This is a genomic window from Microbacterium sp. Bi128 (assembly GCF_918698205.1).
The window spans coordinates 1-14,224 of record NZ_CAKKMM010000068.1; the positions used below are offsets into that span (position 1 = coordinate 1).

Here is a 14,224-nt window from a genome sequence, read left to right on the forward strand (position 1 = left end):
GCCATCGCCTCGGTCACGCGTGCGACGACCCGCTCGTACGGCTCGCCCCAGCTCGGGATGGCAGGCCGGGCGAGGTGCCGCCAGTTCAGCGGGTTCGCGAGGGCCCGCTTCATGCGCCGACCCTCGAAGACGTTGGTGGGCTCGATCACCCGATCGTCGATGAACGACTCGATGCCGAACAGCTCGACGAAGGGCTCGGCGGACTCGCGCGTGCGCTGCAGTGGCGACGCCACGAGCGCGCCGACCGGTCGCTCCAGGCCGCGGATGTACTCGGCGGCCTGCCGGGCCATGCGGCGTCCGTCGACGCTCAGACCGAAACCGGGGAGCCGACCGTAGAGCACGCGGCGGGGGTTGTGGACTTCCCCGTGGCGCACGAGATGAAGGCGGTCGGCGGGCACGGCGTCCAGTCTACGGTGGCGTCTTGTGGGCCGGCTGAGCGGGGGCGGCCGTTGGTTCGACGCCGTCCTACCTCGTCGGCACCGCGCTCAGGCGTCGCGGCGGGAGGCCAGCAACGACCGGATCCGCGCGTACATGAACCACGCGACACCCACGGCCACGCCGACGATGACGACGTACTTCAGGATGTCGGCGTACTGCTCGATGACGTGCCAGTTCTCACCCAGGAGGTAGCCGGCCAGGACGAAGATCGTGTTCCAGATGAGGCTGCCGGCGGCCGTCAGGAGCCCGAACCGCCAGAGCGGCATCTTCGACACCCCCGCGGGGATCGAGATGAGGCTGCGGAAGATCGGCACCATCCGTCCGAAGAACACCGCCTTGCCGCCGTGCCGCTCGAACCAGGCGACGGTGCGGTCGACGTCTTCGGGGTGCAGCAGCGGAACCTTCGCCGCGATCGCCCGCAGGCGGTCGACTCCGAGCCAGCGGCCGAGGCCGTAGAGCGCGAAAGCGCCGACGACCGAGCCGAGCGTGGTCCACAGCAGGGCTTCGAAGAGAGTGAACGATCCGCGGCTCGCGGTGAGGCCCGCCATGGGGAGCACGACTTCGCTCGGCAGCGGTGGGAAGAGGTTCTCGAGGGCGATCGCGATACCTGCGCCCACGGGTCCGATGACCTCCATGAGCGAGACGGTCCAGTCGGCCAGCGACGTGAGCCAGGACTGGTCGCCCGACGAGGAATCCGCGGACGCGCGGTGCAGGGAGAGGGTGCTGTCGGTCATCGGGTGCCTTCGCGCTCGGTGATCGGCCGCCCGTCCGGGCGCCCGCCGAGAGACTACGGGCGGCGCCTTCGCAGCACCTGTGAGGGGTGCGGGCGATTCAGGATGCCGAGACCCCGGCGCTGACGATCGCCGCGGCGACGAACCACGTCGCCGCCATCGCCACGACGCCCACGAGCGGCACCCAGAAGCTCACGCGATGGCGGACCAGACGCACGATCGCGAGAACGACGGCGAGCAGCAGCACGACCCACGGGGCGATGACGGCGAACCAGAACCCGACGTTCATCAGCCCGAAATTGCACGTCATCGACCCGCACGCGTCCGAGGCGAACGCGAGGAAGAACCCGGCGTACGAACAGGCCAGGGCCGCGAGCGGAAGAAGCACGAGCAGCACGATCGTGAGCACGAGATCCCACGCCCGTCGCGCGGGGCGCGACGGCCGCTCGGGCCGGAGCATCCGATAGGACTCCGGGGAGAGGGAGTAGGTCACGAGCCACATCCTAGAGACGCGGCGTCACGAATTGGCGCCGGGGCGCCTTCGCGCCCTACGTTCGAGCCGTGTCGTCCTCCTCGTCCGCTCTGCCCGCCGGGCTCGACGGCGCGTTCCCGATCTCCTCGCGGATCCGGGACGCGCGGTCCGCCGCACCCGCCGCCGTCGCGTACGGCGGCCCGCTGCCCGACCTTCCGCCCGGAATCCGTGCGGCGCTCCGCGACGCGGAGCGCATCGACGTGGTCCACGACCCGGCGGCGCCGGACCCGCTGGAGTCACGGGTGTTCGGCCTCCTGTACGCGCACGTGCGCGCCGAGCAGGTCGTCCTCGCCCTCTCCGCCCGGACGAATCTCACCCTCGCCGGCAGCACCGTGCGCATCGTCGGCGATGGCCCCGTGGCGGCAGCGCTGACGACGGTGCTGCGCCGATTGGGCGCCGCGGTGGTCCGCGCCAGCGACGATCCGGTCGAGCGGCTCGCGGCGGCGCTGGACGGCGTGCGCGTCGAGTCCGTCACGGCCCCCGACGCAGCCACGGTGCACGTGACGCTCCTGACCGGTGTCGGTCACGACGCCCTGACGTCCACGGACGTGGGGGGCCTCGTCGCCGACGCCTCCCCCCGCCCGGTGGATGCCACGACCTGGCCGTCCCCGCGCGCGCACGTGCGCACGACCCCGAAGGGAGCGCTCGTGGAGATGCCCTCACCCCTCCCCACCGCGGCGGAGCCGCCCACGGCGGCGCAGCGGCACCTCGCCGACGCGCTGCTGGCCGCGTTGCTCGTGGACGGCGGCCCCGACGACGACCGTGGCGTGTTCGCGGCGGCGGTGACCCCGTGAGCGGCCGGATCGCGAACGCGAGCCTGTGGCGCTCGGGCCTCGATCGGATCGAGTGGGCCCGCGCGCACATGCCGGTCACCACGGCGCTCGCGGCACGACTGAGCCGTGAGGGCACCGTCGCGGGAGTGCGCATCGGCGTCTCCGACGTCCTCGAGCCGAAGACGGCCACGATCGCGCTCGCGCTGGCCGAGGCGGGCGCCGAAGTGACCGTCACGTCCGCGGGACGCAACACCGACGACGCCGTCGCCGCGGCGCTGGACCACGCCGGCATCCCCGTCTACGCCCGCGCGAGCGCCGACCACGCCGAGGACCGCGCGAACGCCCTGGCGTTGATCGATCACCGACCCGAGGTGATCGTCGACGACGGAGCGTCCACGATCCGCCTCGCCCACCTCGAGCGCCCCGACGTCGTCGACCGGATGCGCGGGGCGACCGAGCAGACCACGTCGGGCGTGCGGCCCCTGCGGCGCATGGAGGCGGCCGGTGCCCTGCGCATCCCGGTCGTCGCCGCCAACGACGCCCGCTCCAAGTCGCTGTTCGACAACATGCACGGCACCGGACAGTCGGTCGTGTTCGCCGTGGCCGACGTCGCCGACCGCTCGTTCCGCGGGGCGACGGTCGTCGTCGTCGGGTTCGGCCGCGTCGGAACCGGCATCGCCCAGCACGCCGCCGCGCTCGGAGCGCGCGTCGTCGTGACCGAGACCGACCCGGTCGCGGCCCTCCAGGCCGCTTTCGCCGGGTTCCGGGTGCAGACCCTCGCCGAGGCCGTGCGGCACGCCGACATCGTCATCTCGGCCACCGGCGTCCGGCACACGATCGATGTCGCCCACCTCGACACCCTGCGCAGCGGCGCGGTGGTCGCCGTCGGCGGCGGTGTCGGTCAGGAGATCGCCCTCGACGCGGCGCACGCGGCCGGTGCGGTCGAGATCGCCCGCGACGGTGCCGTCTCGGTGCTCCGGATGCCGAGCGGGGGCGAGGTGCGGGTGCTCGACGACGGCAATTGCCTCAACGTCAGCGCCGCCGAGGGCAACCCGGTCGAGATCATGGACCTCTCTTTCGGCGTGCAGTTGGCCTCGGTCGCCCACGTCCTGGCCTCGCCGGATCTCGCCCCCGGCGTGCACGAGCTGCCTCGCGCGGCCGATGACGAGGTCGCCGCGATCGCCTTGGCCTCGTTCGGCGGGACGCTGGACGCCCCGTCCGCGGCGCAGCAGGCGTTCCTCGCCGCCTGGAACCCCGAGGCGGGCGAAGAATGACGGTCGTCGTCCACCGCGCGCCGGTCGTCCTGTCCGCTGGCTCCGCCCCGCTTTCCGACGGCGCCGTCGCGGTCACGGGCGACCGGATCCTCGCGGTCGGCCCGACCGACTAGGTCCTCGCTTCCCTCGCGGGCACGGATGCCGAGGTGCGCGAGTGGGACGGCGCACTGACGCCGGGGCTCGTGAACGCCCACACCCACTTGCAGTACAGCGACATGGCCGCGGTCGGGCAAGCGGAGCACGGCGGCTTCGAGGCGTGGATGAGCGCCTTCATGGAGCTGTATCCGCTCCCCCGCGACTGGAGCGCGTCGGCGGCGGCCGGGGCCGCGCTGTGCGTGCGCGCGGGCACGACCGCGGTCGCCGAGATCGTCACCGACGCCGAGGCCGGGTCGGCGGTGCACGACGCGGGCCTCCACGGCATCGCGTTCTGGGAGGTCCTGGGCTGGACCGATCGGGCGTGGGCCGAGGGCGGCGAGAGCATCGTCCGCGCCGAGCTCGCGGCGCTCCCCCCGCACCCCGCCGTCGGCCTGTCCCCGCACGCGATCTACTCGCTCGACACGAGTGTCATCCGCGATCTCGCGCGCCTCGCCGGCGAGCTGGGTGTGCGGCAGCACATCCACGCCGCCGAGTCGGCGTGGGAGGACGCGTACGTGCGCACCGGAACCGGCGACCTCGCCGAGCGGTGGCGGCAGAACGGCCGCGGCGAGTTCGCCCTGCTCCGCGACGGCGGCGTCGGCACCGGCGTCCTCCGCTATCTCGACGGCCTCGGCGCGTTGACCCCGACGACGCACCTCGCCCACGGCATCTACGTCGACGCGGACGACCGCGCCCTGCTGCGCGAACGCGGGGTCAGCGTGGCGCTGTGCCCGCGCTCCAACGCGGTCATCGGTCTCGACCCGGCCCCCGTGGCCGCGTACCTGAGCGAGGGCAACGCGATCGCGGTCGGCACCGACTCGCTGTCGTCGTCGCCGAGCCTGTCGTTGTGGCATGACGTCGCCGCCCTGTACGGCATCGCCCGCGGCCAGGGGTACGACGGGGACGACCTGCACGCCCGGCTGTTCGCCGCCGCGACCGCCGGAGGCGCCCACGCCCTGGGGCTGGCGGACACCGGCGTGCTCCGCGCCGGCGCCCGAGCCGATCTCGCCGTCTTCCCCGTCTCGGCCTCCGCGCCGCGCGACGTCCTCACCGAGCTCGTCGAAGCCGGGCCCGCCGAGGCCTCCGTCACTCTCATCGGCGGGCGCGTCCGCTGGGCGAACTCCCCCGATCACGAACGGACCACCGCACATGTCTGATCCCCGCCCCTTGCTGTTCGGCCTGTACGAACAGGCCTGCGTCGGCAACGGCTCCTCGGCGGCGAGCCTGTGGACGCACCCCGCCGACGACCGGCTCTCGGCGACGTCGTTGCGGTACTGGACCGACCAGGCGCGTCGCGTCGAGGACGCCGGCATGGACCTGTTCTTCTTCGGCGACGTGCTGGGCCTCTACGACACGTACCGGGGCGGTGCCGACACCGCCCTGCGGCACGGCGTCGAGGTCCCCGCCCTCGACCCGATGCTGCACATCCCCGCCCTCGCCGCCGTGACCGACCGGCTCGCGTTCGGCACCACCGTGTCGACGACGTACGAGCACCCCTTCGCCCACGCGCGCCGCTTCCCGACGCTCGACCACCTCACGGGCGGCCGCATCGGCTGGAACGTCGTGACCTCCTACCTGCCGGGCGCCGCGGCCAACTTCGGCCTCGACGTCCTGGCGCACGACAGCCGGTACGACCGTGCCGACGAGTTCCTCGACGTCGCGTACGCCCTGTGGGAGCGCAGCTGGGACGACGACGCGTTCGTCGGCGACAAGGCATCCGGAGTGTTCGCGGACCCGGCGAAGGTGCACCGGATCGACCACGTGGGTGAGCACTTCCGCGTCGCCGGCCCCCACCTCGTGACCCCGTCGCCGCAACGGACCCCGGTCATCATCCAGGCGGGCTGGTCACCCCGCGGCCGCGAGTTCGCCGCACGCCACGCCGAGCTGATCTTCGTCGGGGACTCCGACCCCGTGGCCGTGCGCGAGGGGCTCGCCGGCATCCGTCGCCGGGCCGAGGAACTGGGCCGGGATGCCTCGCAGATCCGCGCCGTGGTCGGCATGAACCTCGTCGTGGCTCCGACCGCGATCGCCGTGCAGGAGAAGATCGACTCCCTGCAGGCGCACTACTCCTCGGAGGCGCAATTGGCCGCCTACGCCGGGTGGGGCGGCATCGACTTCTCGCAGTACGCCGACGACGAGCCGCTGGTCAAGCGCGCGACGAACGCGACGCAGACGAAGGAGACCCGCGGTGACGCCCCCGTGCTGACCGCCGGGGACGTCCGCCGACAGTTCTCGAAGGTCACCGCCTTCGCGGACGAGCGGTTCCTGGGAACCCCGGATGCCGTCGCCGACGCGATCGGGGAGTTCGTGGACGAATCCGGGGTGGACGGATTCCTGCTGCACCCGTTCTTGTCGCCGGCCTCGGTCGAGGACTTCGCCGAGCTGCTGGTGCCCGCCCTCCGCGAGCGAGGCCTGTACGGCGGGTTCCCCACCGACGGCACGTTCCGCTCGCGCCTGCGCAGCGACCGACGGGATCGTCTCGGCGACGACCACCCCGCGCGCTCCGGCGCCCGGTGAGACCGGCGCCGCGGGGCGGTCCCCGCGGCACCGACCGTCGGATCAGTCCCGCGGCGCGGGTCCCGTCGACAGGGCGTGCACGAACCGCCGCAGGAACTCGGTGCCGTCGAACGACGTGACCGCGCGCACCGTCGGACCCTCGGGCGTCCCCCACGCGAGCGGCAGACCGTCGTGGGTCAGCGCGATGCGCGTGGCCAGCGAGTCGGCGTACGGCGTGTAGTCCACCGGTCCTTCGATCCAGCCCGTGACGATCTCGGGCCGGTGCAGGATCACGGTGGCCAGGCCGTCGTGCGCGGACGAGATCCGGCGGCCCCACTTGTACTGGTAGAAGTCGTTGTACGCATCGAGGACCTCGCCGGCGAACGTCGCCCACGGGGTGCCCGTTCCGCGCAGCACCGCGAGGACGTGCTCGTCGAGGATCGCCGTCGCGGTGACGTTGACGCCCACCATCACGACGTTGCCGGAGTTGCGCGCGCCGAACACGATCTCGGCGGCCCGGCGGTCGTTGGCCGTGTTGGCATCCGTGAGCGTCGCTCCCCCGGGCGCCGGGTAGGGGCCTGCTCCGCCCATGATCACGACCGAGCGGTACTTCAGGAACAGGTCGGGGTCGCGCTCGAGCGCGCGGGCGATGTTGGTGAGGGGTCCGAGCGGGTGCAGATCGACCTCGCCGGGGTGCTCTGCGGCGATGCGCACGATGGCATCCACCGCGCTTTCGTCCTCGACGCGCAGCTCGGCGCGTGCGAGACGGTCGCCGAGGCCGTCGGTGCCGTGCACGAAGTCCGCGATCGAGGCCTCGCCCTCGATCGGCGCGGCCTCGCCCAGGTGCAACGGGATGTCCTCTCGGCCGGCCAGTCGCAGCACCGTCCGGACGTTGCGCGCGGAGTCCTCCACGGGGGTGTTGCCGTAGATCGTCGTGATCGCCTCGATCTCGACGTCGGGCTGCGCCAGCAGGTACATCAGCGAGTGCGCGTCGTCGAGGCCGGTGTCCGTGTCGACGAGGACGCGCCGGACGGAAGGGGAAGAGAGGGATGCCATGCTCTCACCCTGCCGGTTCCGCACCGACGACACGGCGCGGTGTTACATCACGTGACACGCCTGTTCCCTGTTCGTCACGGGAACACCCCAAAGTGATCAGTGACACGGGCGGCCCCGACCCGCGTCCCCACAGCACAGGTCGACCGGCGCCTCCGGCGTCGTCGGGAAACGGACACACCATGGCTTCCTCGTCTCAGCGACTGCGCCGCGCCGCTCTGCCCGCGGTCGGTCTCACCGCCGCCCTCGCCCTCACCGCGTGCTCCGGCGGGCAGGCGACCCCCGCCGCGACCGACGGCTTCGAGGGCGTGCAGCTCACGGTGTGGAACAACATCGACTTCGAGCCCTACCAGGGGCTGCAGAAGAAGTACTTCGAGACCTGCGCCGCCGACCTCGGCATCACCGTCGACGTGCAGACCCAGTCCGGCGACTACACCACCCGCCTCCTCCAGGCCGCGGGCGCGAAGTCGCTGCCCGACGTGGCCCTCCTCTCCACCGACACGCAGCTGCCCCAGCTCGCCTCGCAGGGGGTGCTCGCCGATCTCGGCCAGTACGACGTCTCCACCGACGGTCTCGCCGACAGCGCCGCCGACCTCGGCCGGTACGACGGCACGCTCTACGGCCTCCCCGTCCAGGTCGAGGACTACGCGATCTTCTACAACAGGGCCGCCTTCGCCGCCGCGGGTGTTCCCGAGACCGCCCCGAAGACGTTCGACGACCTCGCCACGCTCGCCGCCTCTCTCACGACGTCGTCGCAGAAGGGCATCGTGCTCCCCGGTATCGGCGGCGACGGCTCCACTCCGGTCTACTTCCTGCCGTTCCTCCTCTCGGCCGGGGGCGACCCCGCCGACCCCACCGGCACCGGTGCCGTGGAGGCCGTCGACCTCTACAAGAAGCTCGTGGACAACGGCGCGCTCTCGTCCGAGTTCGTCAACTGGGGCTGGGACTCCATCGACCAGTGGACCTCCGGCTCCGCGGCCCTGACGGTGTCGGGCCCGTGGAACCTCGTCGACACCTCGATCCCGTTCGAGTGGGGCACGTTCCCGTTCCCGACCGCGAAGAGCGGCGAGTCGCCCCAGGTGAACCTGCTCGGGTACGCGTACGGCGTCGCCGCCAACGCGGACGCGAACAAGGAGGCCGCCGCGGCGGCCCTGGTGAAGTGCCGCGCCTCGGAGGAGAACCAGATCGACACCGCCGTGCAGGGCGGCTACATCCCCGCTCTCCAGAGCGCCCAGGCCGCCTTCGTCGAGAAGGTGCCCGCCGCGGCCCCGTTCGTCGACGCGGTCGACGGCGCCTACAACTCCGCGCAGCTGGGCACCGAGTGGAACACGCTGCAGCAGCAGTACGTCGACGCCATCCAGGGTGCGACGGTCGGCGGGCAGACGGCTCAGGCCGCGCTGGAGCAGGCCAGCGGCAAGTGACGGCGGACACGCTGACGACGACCGGCCGGTCGGGGGCTCGCACCCCCGGCCGGTTCCGGCGTTCTCTCGCGACCCGTCAGCGGCAGGAACTGTGGGCCTTCCTCGCCCCCGCGGTGGTGTTCTTCGTCGTCTTCTTCCTCTTCCCGCTCGGGTACGGCGTGTTCATGAGCACGACGAACTTCACGACCGGGACGTTCATCACCGGCCGGGCCCCGTTCGTGGGGACGGCCAACTTCGAGGCGATCCTGGCCGAGCCGGTGACCTTCCGGGCGCTCGCGAACACGCTGACCATCACGATCGTCTCCGTCGTGATAGAGCTCGTGCTCGGGCTCCTCCTCGCCCTCCTCTTCGCCCGCACCTTCCCCGGCAGCCGGTGGCTGCCGACGTTGATCCTCCTGCCCTGGCTCCTCCCGGCGGTCGTCGTGGCGACCGTCTGGAAGTCGCTTCTGGCCGGCGACGGGCCCATCAACGACGTGCTCCGCTCGCTCGGCATCCCGGTCGAGGCCTGGCTGGCCAACCCCGCCACGGCCCTGCCTGCCGTCATCGTCGTCGCCGTGTGGGCGAGCCTGCCGTACTGGGCGACCATCCTCGGCGCCGCCCTCAAACAGGTACCCGCGGAACAGCTCGAGGCTGCACAGCTCGACGGCGCGGGGGCGTGGCGGCGGCTCACGGCGATCGTGCTCCCCACGATCTGGCCCGTCATCTCGGTCCTGGTCGTGATGAGCGTCGTCTACACGCTCCTGATCGTCGACCTCGTCCTCGTCCTCACTGCCGGCGGTCCCGCCAACAGCACCGTCACCCTCGGGCTGCTGTCCTACCGGCAGGCCTTCCAGCAGTTCCAGTTCGGACTCGGCGGCGCGTACGGGATGCTGCTGCTCGGCATCAGCGTGCTGTTCGCGATCGTGTACACCGTGATGTCGATGCGCCGGGAGCGTGACGAATGACCGCGACCCTGCCGTCCGCCCCCGTGACGGTGTCCGCCCCTCCGGCCGAGCCGGTGCCCGCCGCGCGCCGTCGCCGTCGCGGCTGGACCTGGACACTCGTGACCGTCGTGGTGCTCGCGGTCTACCTCTTCCCGGTGTATTGGATGGTCTCGGCGTCGCTGCAGCCCTCGGCGAACTCCGCCGACACCGCCTGGATCCCCGCCTCACCCGGCCTCGGGGGCTACGAGAAGGCTCTCGACGACGCCGGGATCAGCGGGCTGCGCGTCTCGATCCTCGTGTCGCTCGGCTCGGTGCTGGTCACCCTCCTCGTGGCGATCCCCGCCGCGTACGCCCTGAGCCGCTTGCGCTCGCGCGCAGTGAGTCTCGCTCTGATCCTGCTGCTGCTGGCGCAGATGATCCCCAGCGTCGTCCTGGCGACGTCGTTCTACGCGATGTTCAACTCCTGGGGCCTGCTCAACACCTTCATCGGCCTCATCCTCGCCAATTCCACCGCGGGCGTGCCGTTCGCGGTGATCGTGATGCGGGCGTTCATGCTGCGCCTGGACACCGAGGTGATCGAGGCGGCCACGGTGGACGGCCTCGGGCCCCTCGGGACGCTCTGGCGCATCGTCGTGCCGCTTTCGCGCAACGCGATCGTCACCGCCGGCGTCTTCGCGTTCCTCTTCAGCTGGGGCGACCTGCTCTTCGGACTGACGCTGGTCAACCGCAACGAGATGTACCCGATGTCGGTGCTGATCTTCGCGCTGTCGAACTCGAACCTGAACACGTGGGCCGCGACCATGGCGGCCTCGCTCATCGCGAGCGTCCCGGCGCTCGTGGTCATCCTCGCCGCGCAGCGGCACGTCAAGGCGGGTCTGACCGCCGGCGCCGGACGCTGAGACGCGGGACGCGCGCCGCCCCGCACGTAGACTGGGGGATCGTGAGCGAACGCGTCCTGGTCAACCAGCTGAAATCCCGTCCCGCCGGCCCCGTCTCGGTGTCGGGGTGGGTCGAGACCGTCCGCGATCAGAAGAAGGTGCAGTTCGTCGTGCTGCGCGACGAGACCGGTGCGGTGCAGCTCGTGAATCCGGCGACGCGTCCTGCCGAGGACGCCGGTGAGCAGGATGCCGCGGCCCTCGCTCTGACCGAGACCATCGGGGCCCTCGCGAACGGCACGTTCCTCACCGTCCACGGTGAGCTCAAGCACGACGAGCGTGTGAAGCTCGGTGGCGTCGAGATCAAGGTCGGCGAACTCGACATCGCCGCCGCGGCCAACCCCGAGACGCCCATCGCCGCCGACAGCGGGATGGACAAGCGCATGGACTGGCGCTTCCTGGACCTCCGCCAGCGCCGCAACAACCTCATCTTCCGGGTGCAGACGACCCTCGAGCACGCCATGCGCACGTACTGGGTCGAGCGCGACTACATCGAGATCCACTCCCCCAAGCTCATGGCATCCCCGTCGGAGTCCAACGCCGAGTTGTTCGAGGTCCCCTACTTCGAAGACAAGACGGCCTACCTCGCGCAGAGCCCGCAGTTCTTCAAGCAGATGGCGCAGGTCGCCGGTTTCGGCAAGATCTTCGAGATCGCCCCCGCCTTCCGCGCCGACCCCTCGTTCACCAGCCGTCACGCGACCGAGTTCACCTCGATCGACGCCGAAATCAGCTGGATCGACTCGCACGAGGACGTCGCGCGCATGCAGGAGGAACTGCTGCAGACGGCCATCCAGGCGGTCAAGGACAAGCACGGCGACGAGATCCAGGAGCTGTTCGACGTCGAGGTCGAGGTGCCGAGCCTGCCCTTCCCGCGCATCCCGCTCGCCGAAGCCCGCGAGATCGTGGCCGCCCGCGGCTACGAGGTCCCCCGCACGGACGGCGACCTCGACCCCGAGGGCGAGCGTCAGATCGCGGCGCACGTGCGCGAGGCCTTCGGCCACCAGTTCGTCTTCGTCACCGACTACCACCCCGAGATCCGCGCGTTTTACCACATGCGTGACGCCGAGACGGGGCTGACCAAGTCGTACGACCTGTTGTTCAACGGCGTCGAGATCACCACGGGCGCCCAGCGCGAGCACCGCGTCGATGTGCTGATCGCGCAGGCGAAAGAGAAGGGGCTCGACCCCGAGCACCTCGACTTCTACCTCGACTTCTTCCGCTTCGGCGCCCCTCCCCACGGCGGGTTCGGCATGGGCCTCGCGCGCGTGCTGATGCTGCTGCTCGGTGAGTCGTCGATCCGCGAAGTCACGTACCTGTTCCGCGGCCCCACGCGCCTGGCCCCCTGAGTTCGCCCGCCCGACGCCCGAGGTTCACTCGCCGGGCCGGGTCGGTCCACCCGTGATGTCTAACGTGTCGTCATGGTCGTCGACAGCGCCGCGTTGACCGTCCCCGCGGACGGCTCCTCCGGTGCGGGTCGGAGCATCCGCCTCGCGGGTGTGGGGAGGACGCGCGCCGGCCGACGCGTACTGGACGGCATCCATCTCGATGTGGCCGCCGGTGGCATCCTCGCCGTCGTGGGCGAGTCCGGCTGCGGCGCGACGACCCTCGCGCGGATCATCGCCGGGGACGAACGGCCCGACGGCGGGGAAGTCCGCATCGACGGACGCGCCCGCCCCGACGCCCCGAGGATCGCCGGGGTGTTCGACGACGCCGGCCCCCGCTTCGGACGGGTGCGCGACGCCGTACTCGCCCGCGCCCGTCGACGCCAGCCGAGCGCCCGCGACGAGGCGGATCGCCTCCTCGCGCTCGTGGGCCTGTCCGCGCCGGACGCGCCGGTGCGCCGTCTCTCGCGCGGCGACCGTCAGCGGTTGGCTCTCGCGCGTGCCCTCGCGACGAACCCCCGGGCGCTCGTGCTCGACGACGCGCTCAGCGCGCTGCACACGTCCGGGCGCGAACGTCTGCGCGACGCTCTCGTGCGCGAGCTGCGCCGACGCGGGACCACCACGATCTGGATCACGCGCGACACGGCCGAGGCGATCGCGGTCGCCGACCGCGTCATCGTCCTGCATCGGGGGCGCATCGCCGCCGACGGCACGCCCGAGAAGGTGTACGCCCGCGCCGGAGAACCGGCGGTCGCGGCCGTGCTCGGCCCTGTCAGCACGGTCCCGGGCATCGTCGAGGGGTCCGTCGTCGACGTCTGGGGGCAGCACGTCCCCCTCGCCGAGTCGGCACATGACGGACACTGCGAGGTCGTCGTGCGTCCGGAGAACGTCGTCCTCGTGGCCGCGGATGCCCCCGGAATGGATGCCGTCGTCGAGGAGAGCACTTTCCTGGGCAACGTGCGGCGGTCACGCGTGCGCACGAGCGACGGGAGCCTCGTCCACGTCGATCACGCGGCCGGCGCCCGCCTGGACGATCATGCTCACGTGCGGATCGCCCTCGCACCGGTGCCGGTCGCGACGCGTCCGCTCAGCTGAGCCCGGAGATCACCCGGGGAAGTCGATGGCCGCGCGGTCGGCGACGACCGAACGGATGAACACGCCCGCCTCCTGGTGCGCGGGATGCACCTGGTAGCGCTCGAGCGCCTCGACGTCGGCGAACTCGCTGACCAGCACGATGTCCCAGTTCGTCTGCGGGTAGGCGACGTTCCGTCCCACCTCGAGGTGCAGGATCTCGGGGATCTCGGCGCGCAGCGACAGCAGGCGCTCTTCGACCTGCTCCGCGTGCAGCGCACGCGTGTCGGCGTCGTCGGCCGCGAGCTTCCACAGGACGATGTGTCGGATGCTCACGCGGAGGCTCCTTCGGTGTCGGCCGCGAGGAGCGCGGCACGCAGACGGTCGGCGGACACGCGCCAGTGCGCGTGCAATTCTCCGTCGATGAGGACGACGGGGATCTTCTCCCACCACCGCTCGAACAGGGTGGCGTCGTCAGCGATCGACGCCTGCTCGACGATCACGCGATCGGCGACGGCGGTCGGGAGTTCGCCCACGACGGTCTCGACGATCTGCTCCGCGACGTCGCAGAGATGACAGTCGGGCTTGCCGATCAGCGTGAGGGTGGTCACTCCACCCATCCTAGGAGGACGCGTCGAGGTGTCAGGACTCGACGTCGTACCCGGAGGCGATCCACTCGCCGGTGCCGCCCTCGACGTTCGTCGCGTCGTGGCCGCGGGCCGACAGCGCCTCGACGACGCGTGCCGAGCGGCCACCGGCCTGGCAGATGACGTCGAAAGGCCCCTCGGGGAGCATGTGCAGGTTCTCACCGATGCTCGACATCGGCAGGTTCACGGCACCCGGAACGTGCCCGGCGGTGAACTCGTCGACCTCGCGCACGTCGACGAGCGGACGGTCGCGTCCGGCGTGCAGGTCGTGGACCGAGATGGACTGCATGATGCTCCTCGAAAGGACGGAGTGGACGGAGGCCGGATACACGAAGCGCCCGTCGGGTGACAGGCGCTCGGTGTGGTGGTCGCGTTACTTCTTGTTGCGACGCTGGTGACGAGTCTTGCGAAGC

The 14,224-nt window shown here is 71.5% G+C and carries 16 protein-coding genes; 9 read left to right on the top strand and 7 right to left on the bottom strand.

Going from position 1 to position 14,224, the window contains the following annotated elements; genetic code table 11:
• From LQV45_RS07740 to LQV45_RS07750, 3 genes are all read right to left on the bottom strand, one after another.
• Positions 1–398 (bottom strand): histidine phosphatase family protein (locus LQV45_RS07740; protein ID WP_230006495.1); only part of this gene is annotated, 398 nt, incomplete at its 3' end.
• A gap of 87 nt (positions 399–485) precedes the next feature.
• Positions 486–1,172 carry a DedA family protein gene (locus tag LQV45_RS07745; protein WP_138174246.1) on the bottom strand — a complete coding sequence of 229 codons (687 nt, stop codon included), beginning with the start codon at positions 1,170–1,172 and terminating at the stop codon, positions 486–488.
• Positions 1,173–1,269: 97 nt separating this feature from the next.
• Positions 1,270–1,662 (bottom strand): DUF6264 family protein, encoded by a 393-nt coding sequence (locus tag LQV45_RS07750; RefSeq protein ID WP_230006496.1) that lies wholly within the window; start codon positions 1,660–1,662, stop codon positions 1,270–1,272.
• Between the two features lie 68 nt (positions 1,663–1,730).
• Here LQV45_RS07750 and LQV45_RS07755 point away from each other — a divergent pair, with 68 nt between their 5' ends.
• The 4 genes from LQV45_RS07755 to LQV45_RS07770 all read left to right on the top strand — a co-directional run bounded on the left by LQV45_RS07755 (position 1,731) and on the right by LQV45_RS07770 (position 6,400).
• Positions 1,731–2,495: a hypothetical protein gene (locus LQV45_RS07755; protein WP_230006497.1), complete on the top strand. Its 765-nt coding sequence runs from the start codon at positions 1,731–1,733 to the stop codon at positions 2,493–2,495.
• Complete coding sequence (locus LQV45_RS07760) at positions 2,492–3,748, top strand: adenosylhomocysteinase (RefSeq protein WP_230006498.1); 1,257 nt, start codon at positions 2,492–2,494, stop codon at positions 3,746–3,748. Before LQV45_RS07755 ends, LQV45_RS07760 begins: the two co-directional genes overlap by 4 nt.
• 146 nt (positions 3,749–3,894) lie before the next feature.
• Positions 3,895–5,040, top strand: a complete 1,146-nt coding sequence (locus LQV45_RS07765) for an amidohydrolase family protein (RefSeq protein ID WP_230006499.1) — start codon at positions 3,895–3,897, stop codon at positions 5,038–5,040.
• On the top strand, positions 5,033–6,400 hold the full coding sequence (locus LQV45_RS07770) for an NtaA/DmoA family FMN-dependent monooxygenase (protein ID WP_230006500.1): 1,368 nt from the start codon (positions 5,033–5,035) through the stop codon (positions 6,398–6,400). Before LQV45_RS07765 ends, LQV45_RS07770 begins: the two co-directional genes overlap by 8 nt.
• A 42-nt stretch (positions 6,401–6,442) precedes the next feature.
• On the opposite strand, the gene LQV45_RS07775 is transcribed toward LQV45_RS07770, so the two are convergent.
• The gene (locus tag LQV45_RS07775; protein ID WP_230006501.1) at positions 6,443–7,435 is read right to left on the bottom strand and encodes a nucleoside hydrolase; all 993 of its coding nucleotides are present in this window, start codon (positions 7,433–7,435) and stop codon (positions 6,443–6,445) included.
• 179 nt (positions 7,436–7,614) lie between these two features.
• On the opposite strand from LQV45_RS07775, the gene LQV45_RS07780 reads away from it, so the two are divergent.
• The 5 genes from LQV45_RS07780 (at position 7,615) to LQV45_RS07800 (ending at position 13,188) form a co-directional block, all read left to right on the top strand.
• The gene (locus LQV45_RS07780) at positions 7,615–8,853 is read left to right on the top strand and encodes an extracellular solute-binding protein (protein WP_230006502.1); all 1,239 of its coding nucleotides are present in this window, start codon (positions 7,615–7,617) and stop codon (positions 8,851–8,853) included.
• Entirely contained in the window at positions 8,850–9,797 is a 948-nt protein-coding gene (locus LQV45_RS07785; protein WP_230006503.1) for a carbohydrate ABC transporter permease, read from the top strand. The genes LQV45_RS07780 and LQV45_RS07785 overlap by 4 nt, the downstream gene beginning before the upstream one ends.
• Complete coding sequence (locus LQV45_RS07790; RefSeq protein WP_230006504.1) at positions 9,794–10,675, top strand: carbohydrate ABC transporter permease; 882 nt, start codon at positions 9,794–9,796, stop codon at positions 10,673–10,675. Before LQV45_RS07785 ends, LQV45_RS07790 begins: the two co-directional genes overlap by 4 nt.
• 41 nt (positions 10,676–10,716) lie before the next feature.
• On the top strand, positions 10,717–12,057 hold the full coding sequence (gene aspS, locus LQV45_RS07795; protein ID WP_230006505.1) for an aspartate--tRNA(Asn) ligase: 1,341 nt from the start codon (positions 10,717–10,719) through the stop codon (positions 12,055–12,057).
• A 72-nt stretch (positions 12,058–12,129) separates the two neighbouring features.
• Positions 12,130–13,188: an ABC transporter ATP-binding protein gene (locus LQV45_RS07800; RefSeq protein ID WP_230006506.1), complete on the top strand. Its 1,059-nt coding sequence runs from the start codon at positions 12,130–12,132 to the stop codon at positions 13,186–13,188.
• Between the two features lie 9 nt (positions 13,189–13,197).
• Here LQV45_RS07800 and LQV45_RS07805 read toward each other — a convergent pair whose 3' ends face one another.
• From LQV45_RS07805 to LQV45_RS07815, 3 genes are read right to left on the bottom strand one after another with little or no spacing between them, the layout of a single operon-like run.
• A complete protein-coding gene (locus LQV45_RS07805; protein WP_138174222.1) occupies positions 13,198–13,500 on the bottom strand; it encodes a Dabb family protein in 303 nt (100 codons plus the stop codon).
• Entirely contained in the window at positions 13,497–13,775 is a 279-nt protein-coding gene (locus LQV45_RS07810) for a glutaredoxin family protein (RefSeq protein ID WP_138174220.1), read from the bottom strand. Before LQV45_RS07810 ends, LQV45_RS07805 begins: the two co-directional genes overlap by 4 nt.
• A 31-nt stretch (positions 13,776–13,806) precedes the next feature.
• Entirely contained in the window at positions 13,807–14,100 is a 294-nt protein-coding gene (locus LQV45_RS07815; RefSeq protein WP_230006507.1) for a rhodanese-like domain-containing protein, read from the bottom strand.
• Between the last annotated feature and the right edge of the window lie 124 nt (positions 14,101–14,224).

Bases quoted from the DNA above. Each gene is read 5' to 3' on its own strand.
- LQV45_RS07745 (WP_138174246.1), bottom strand. From the start codon at position 1,172: ATGACCGACAGCACCCTCTCCCTGCACCGCGCGTCCGCGGATTCCTCG.
- LQV45_RS07770 (WP_230006500.1), top strand. From the start codon at position 5,033: ATGTCTGATCCCCGCCCCTTGCTGTTCGGCCTGTACGAACAGGCCTGC.
- LQV45_RS07775 (WP_230006501.1), bottom strand. From the start codon at position 7,435: ATGGCATCCCTCTCTTCCCCTTCCGTCCGGCGCGTCCTCGTCGACACG.
- LQV45_RS07780 (WP_230006502.1), top strand. From the start codon at position 7,615: ATGGCTTCCTCGTCTCAGCGACTGCGCCGCGCCGCTCTGCCCGCGGTC.
- LQV45_RS07790 (WP_230006504.1), top strand. From the start codon at position 9,794: ATGACCGCGACCCTGCCGTCCGCCCCCGTGACGGTGTCCGCCCCTCCG.
- LQV45_RS07800 (WP_230006506.1), top strand. From the start codon at position 12,130: ATGGTCGTCGACAGCGCCGCGTTGACCGTCCCCGCGGACGGCTCCTCC.
- LQV45_RS07815 (WP_230006507.1), bottom strand. From the start codon at position 14,100: ATGCAGTCCATCTCGGTCCACGACCTGCACGCCGGACGCGACCGTCCG.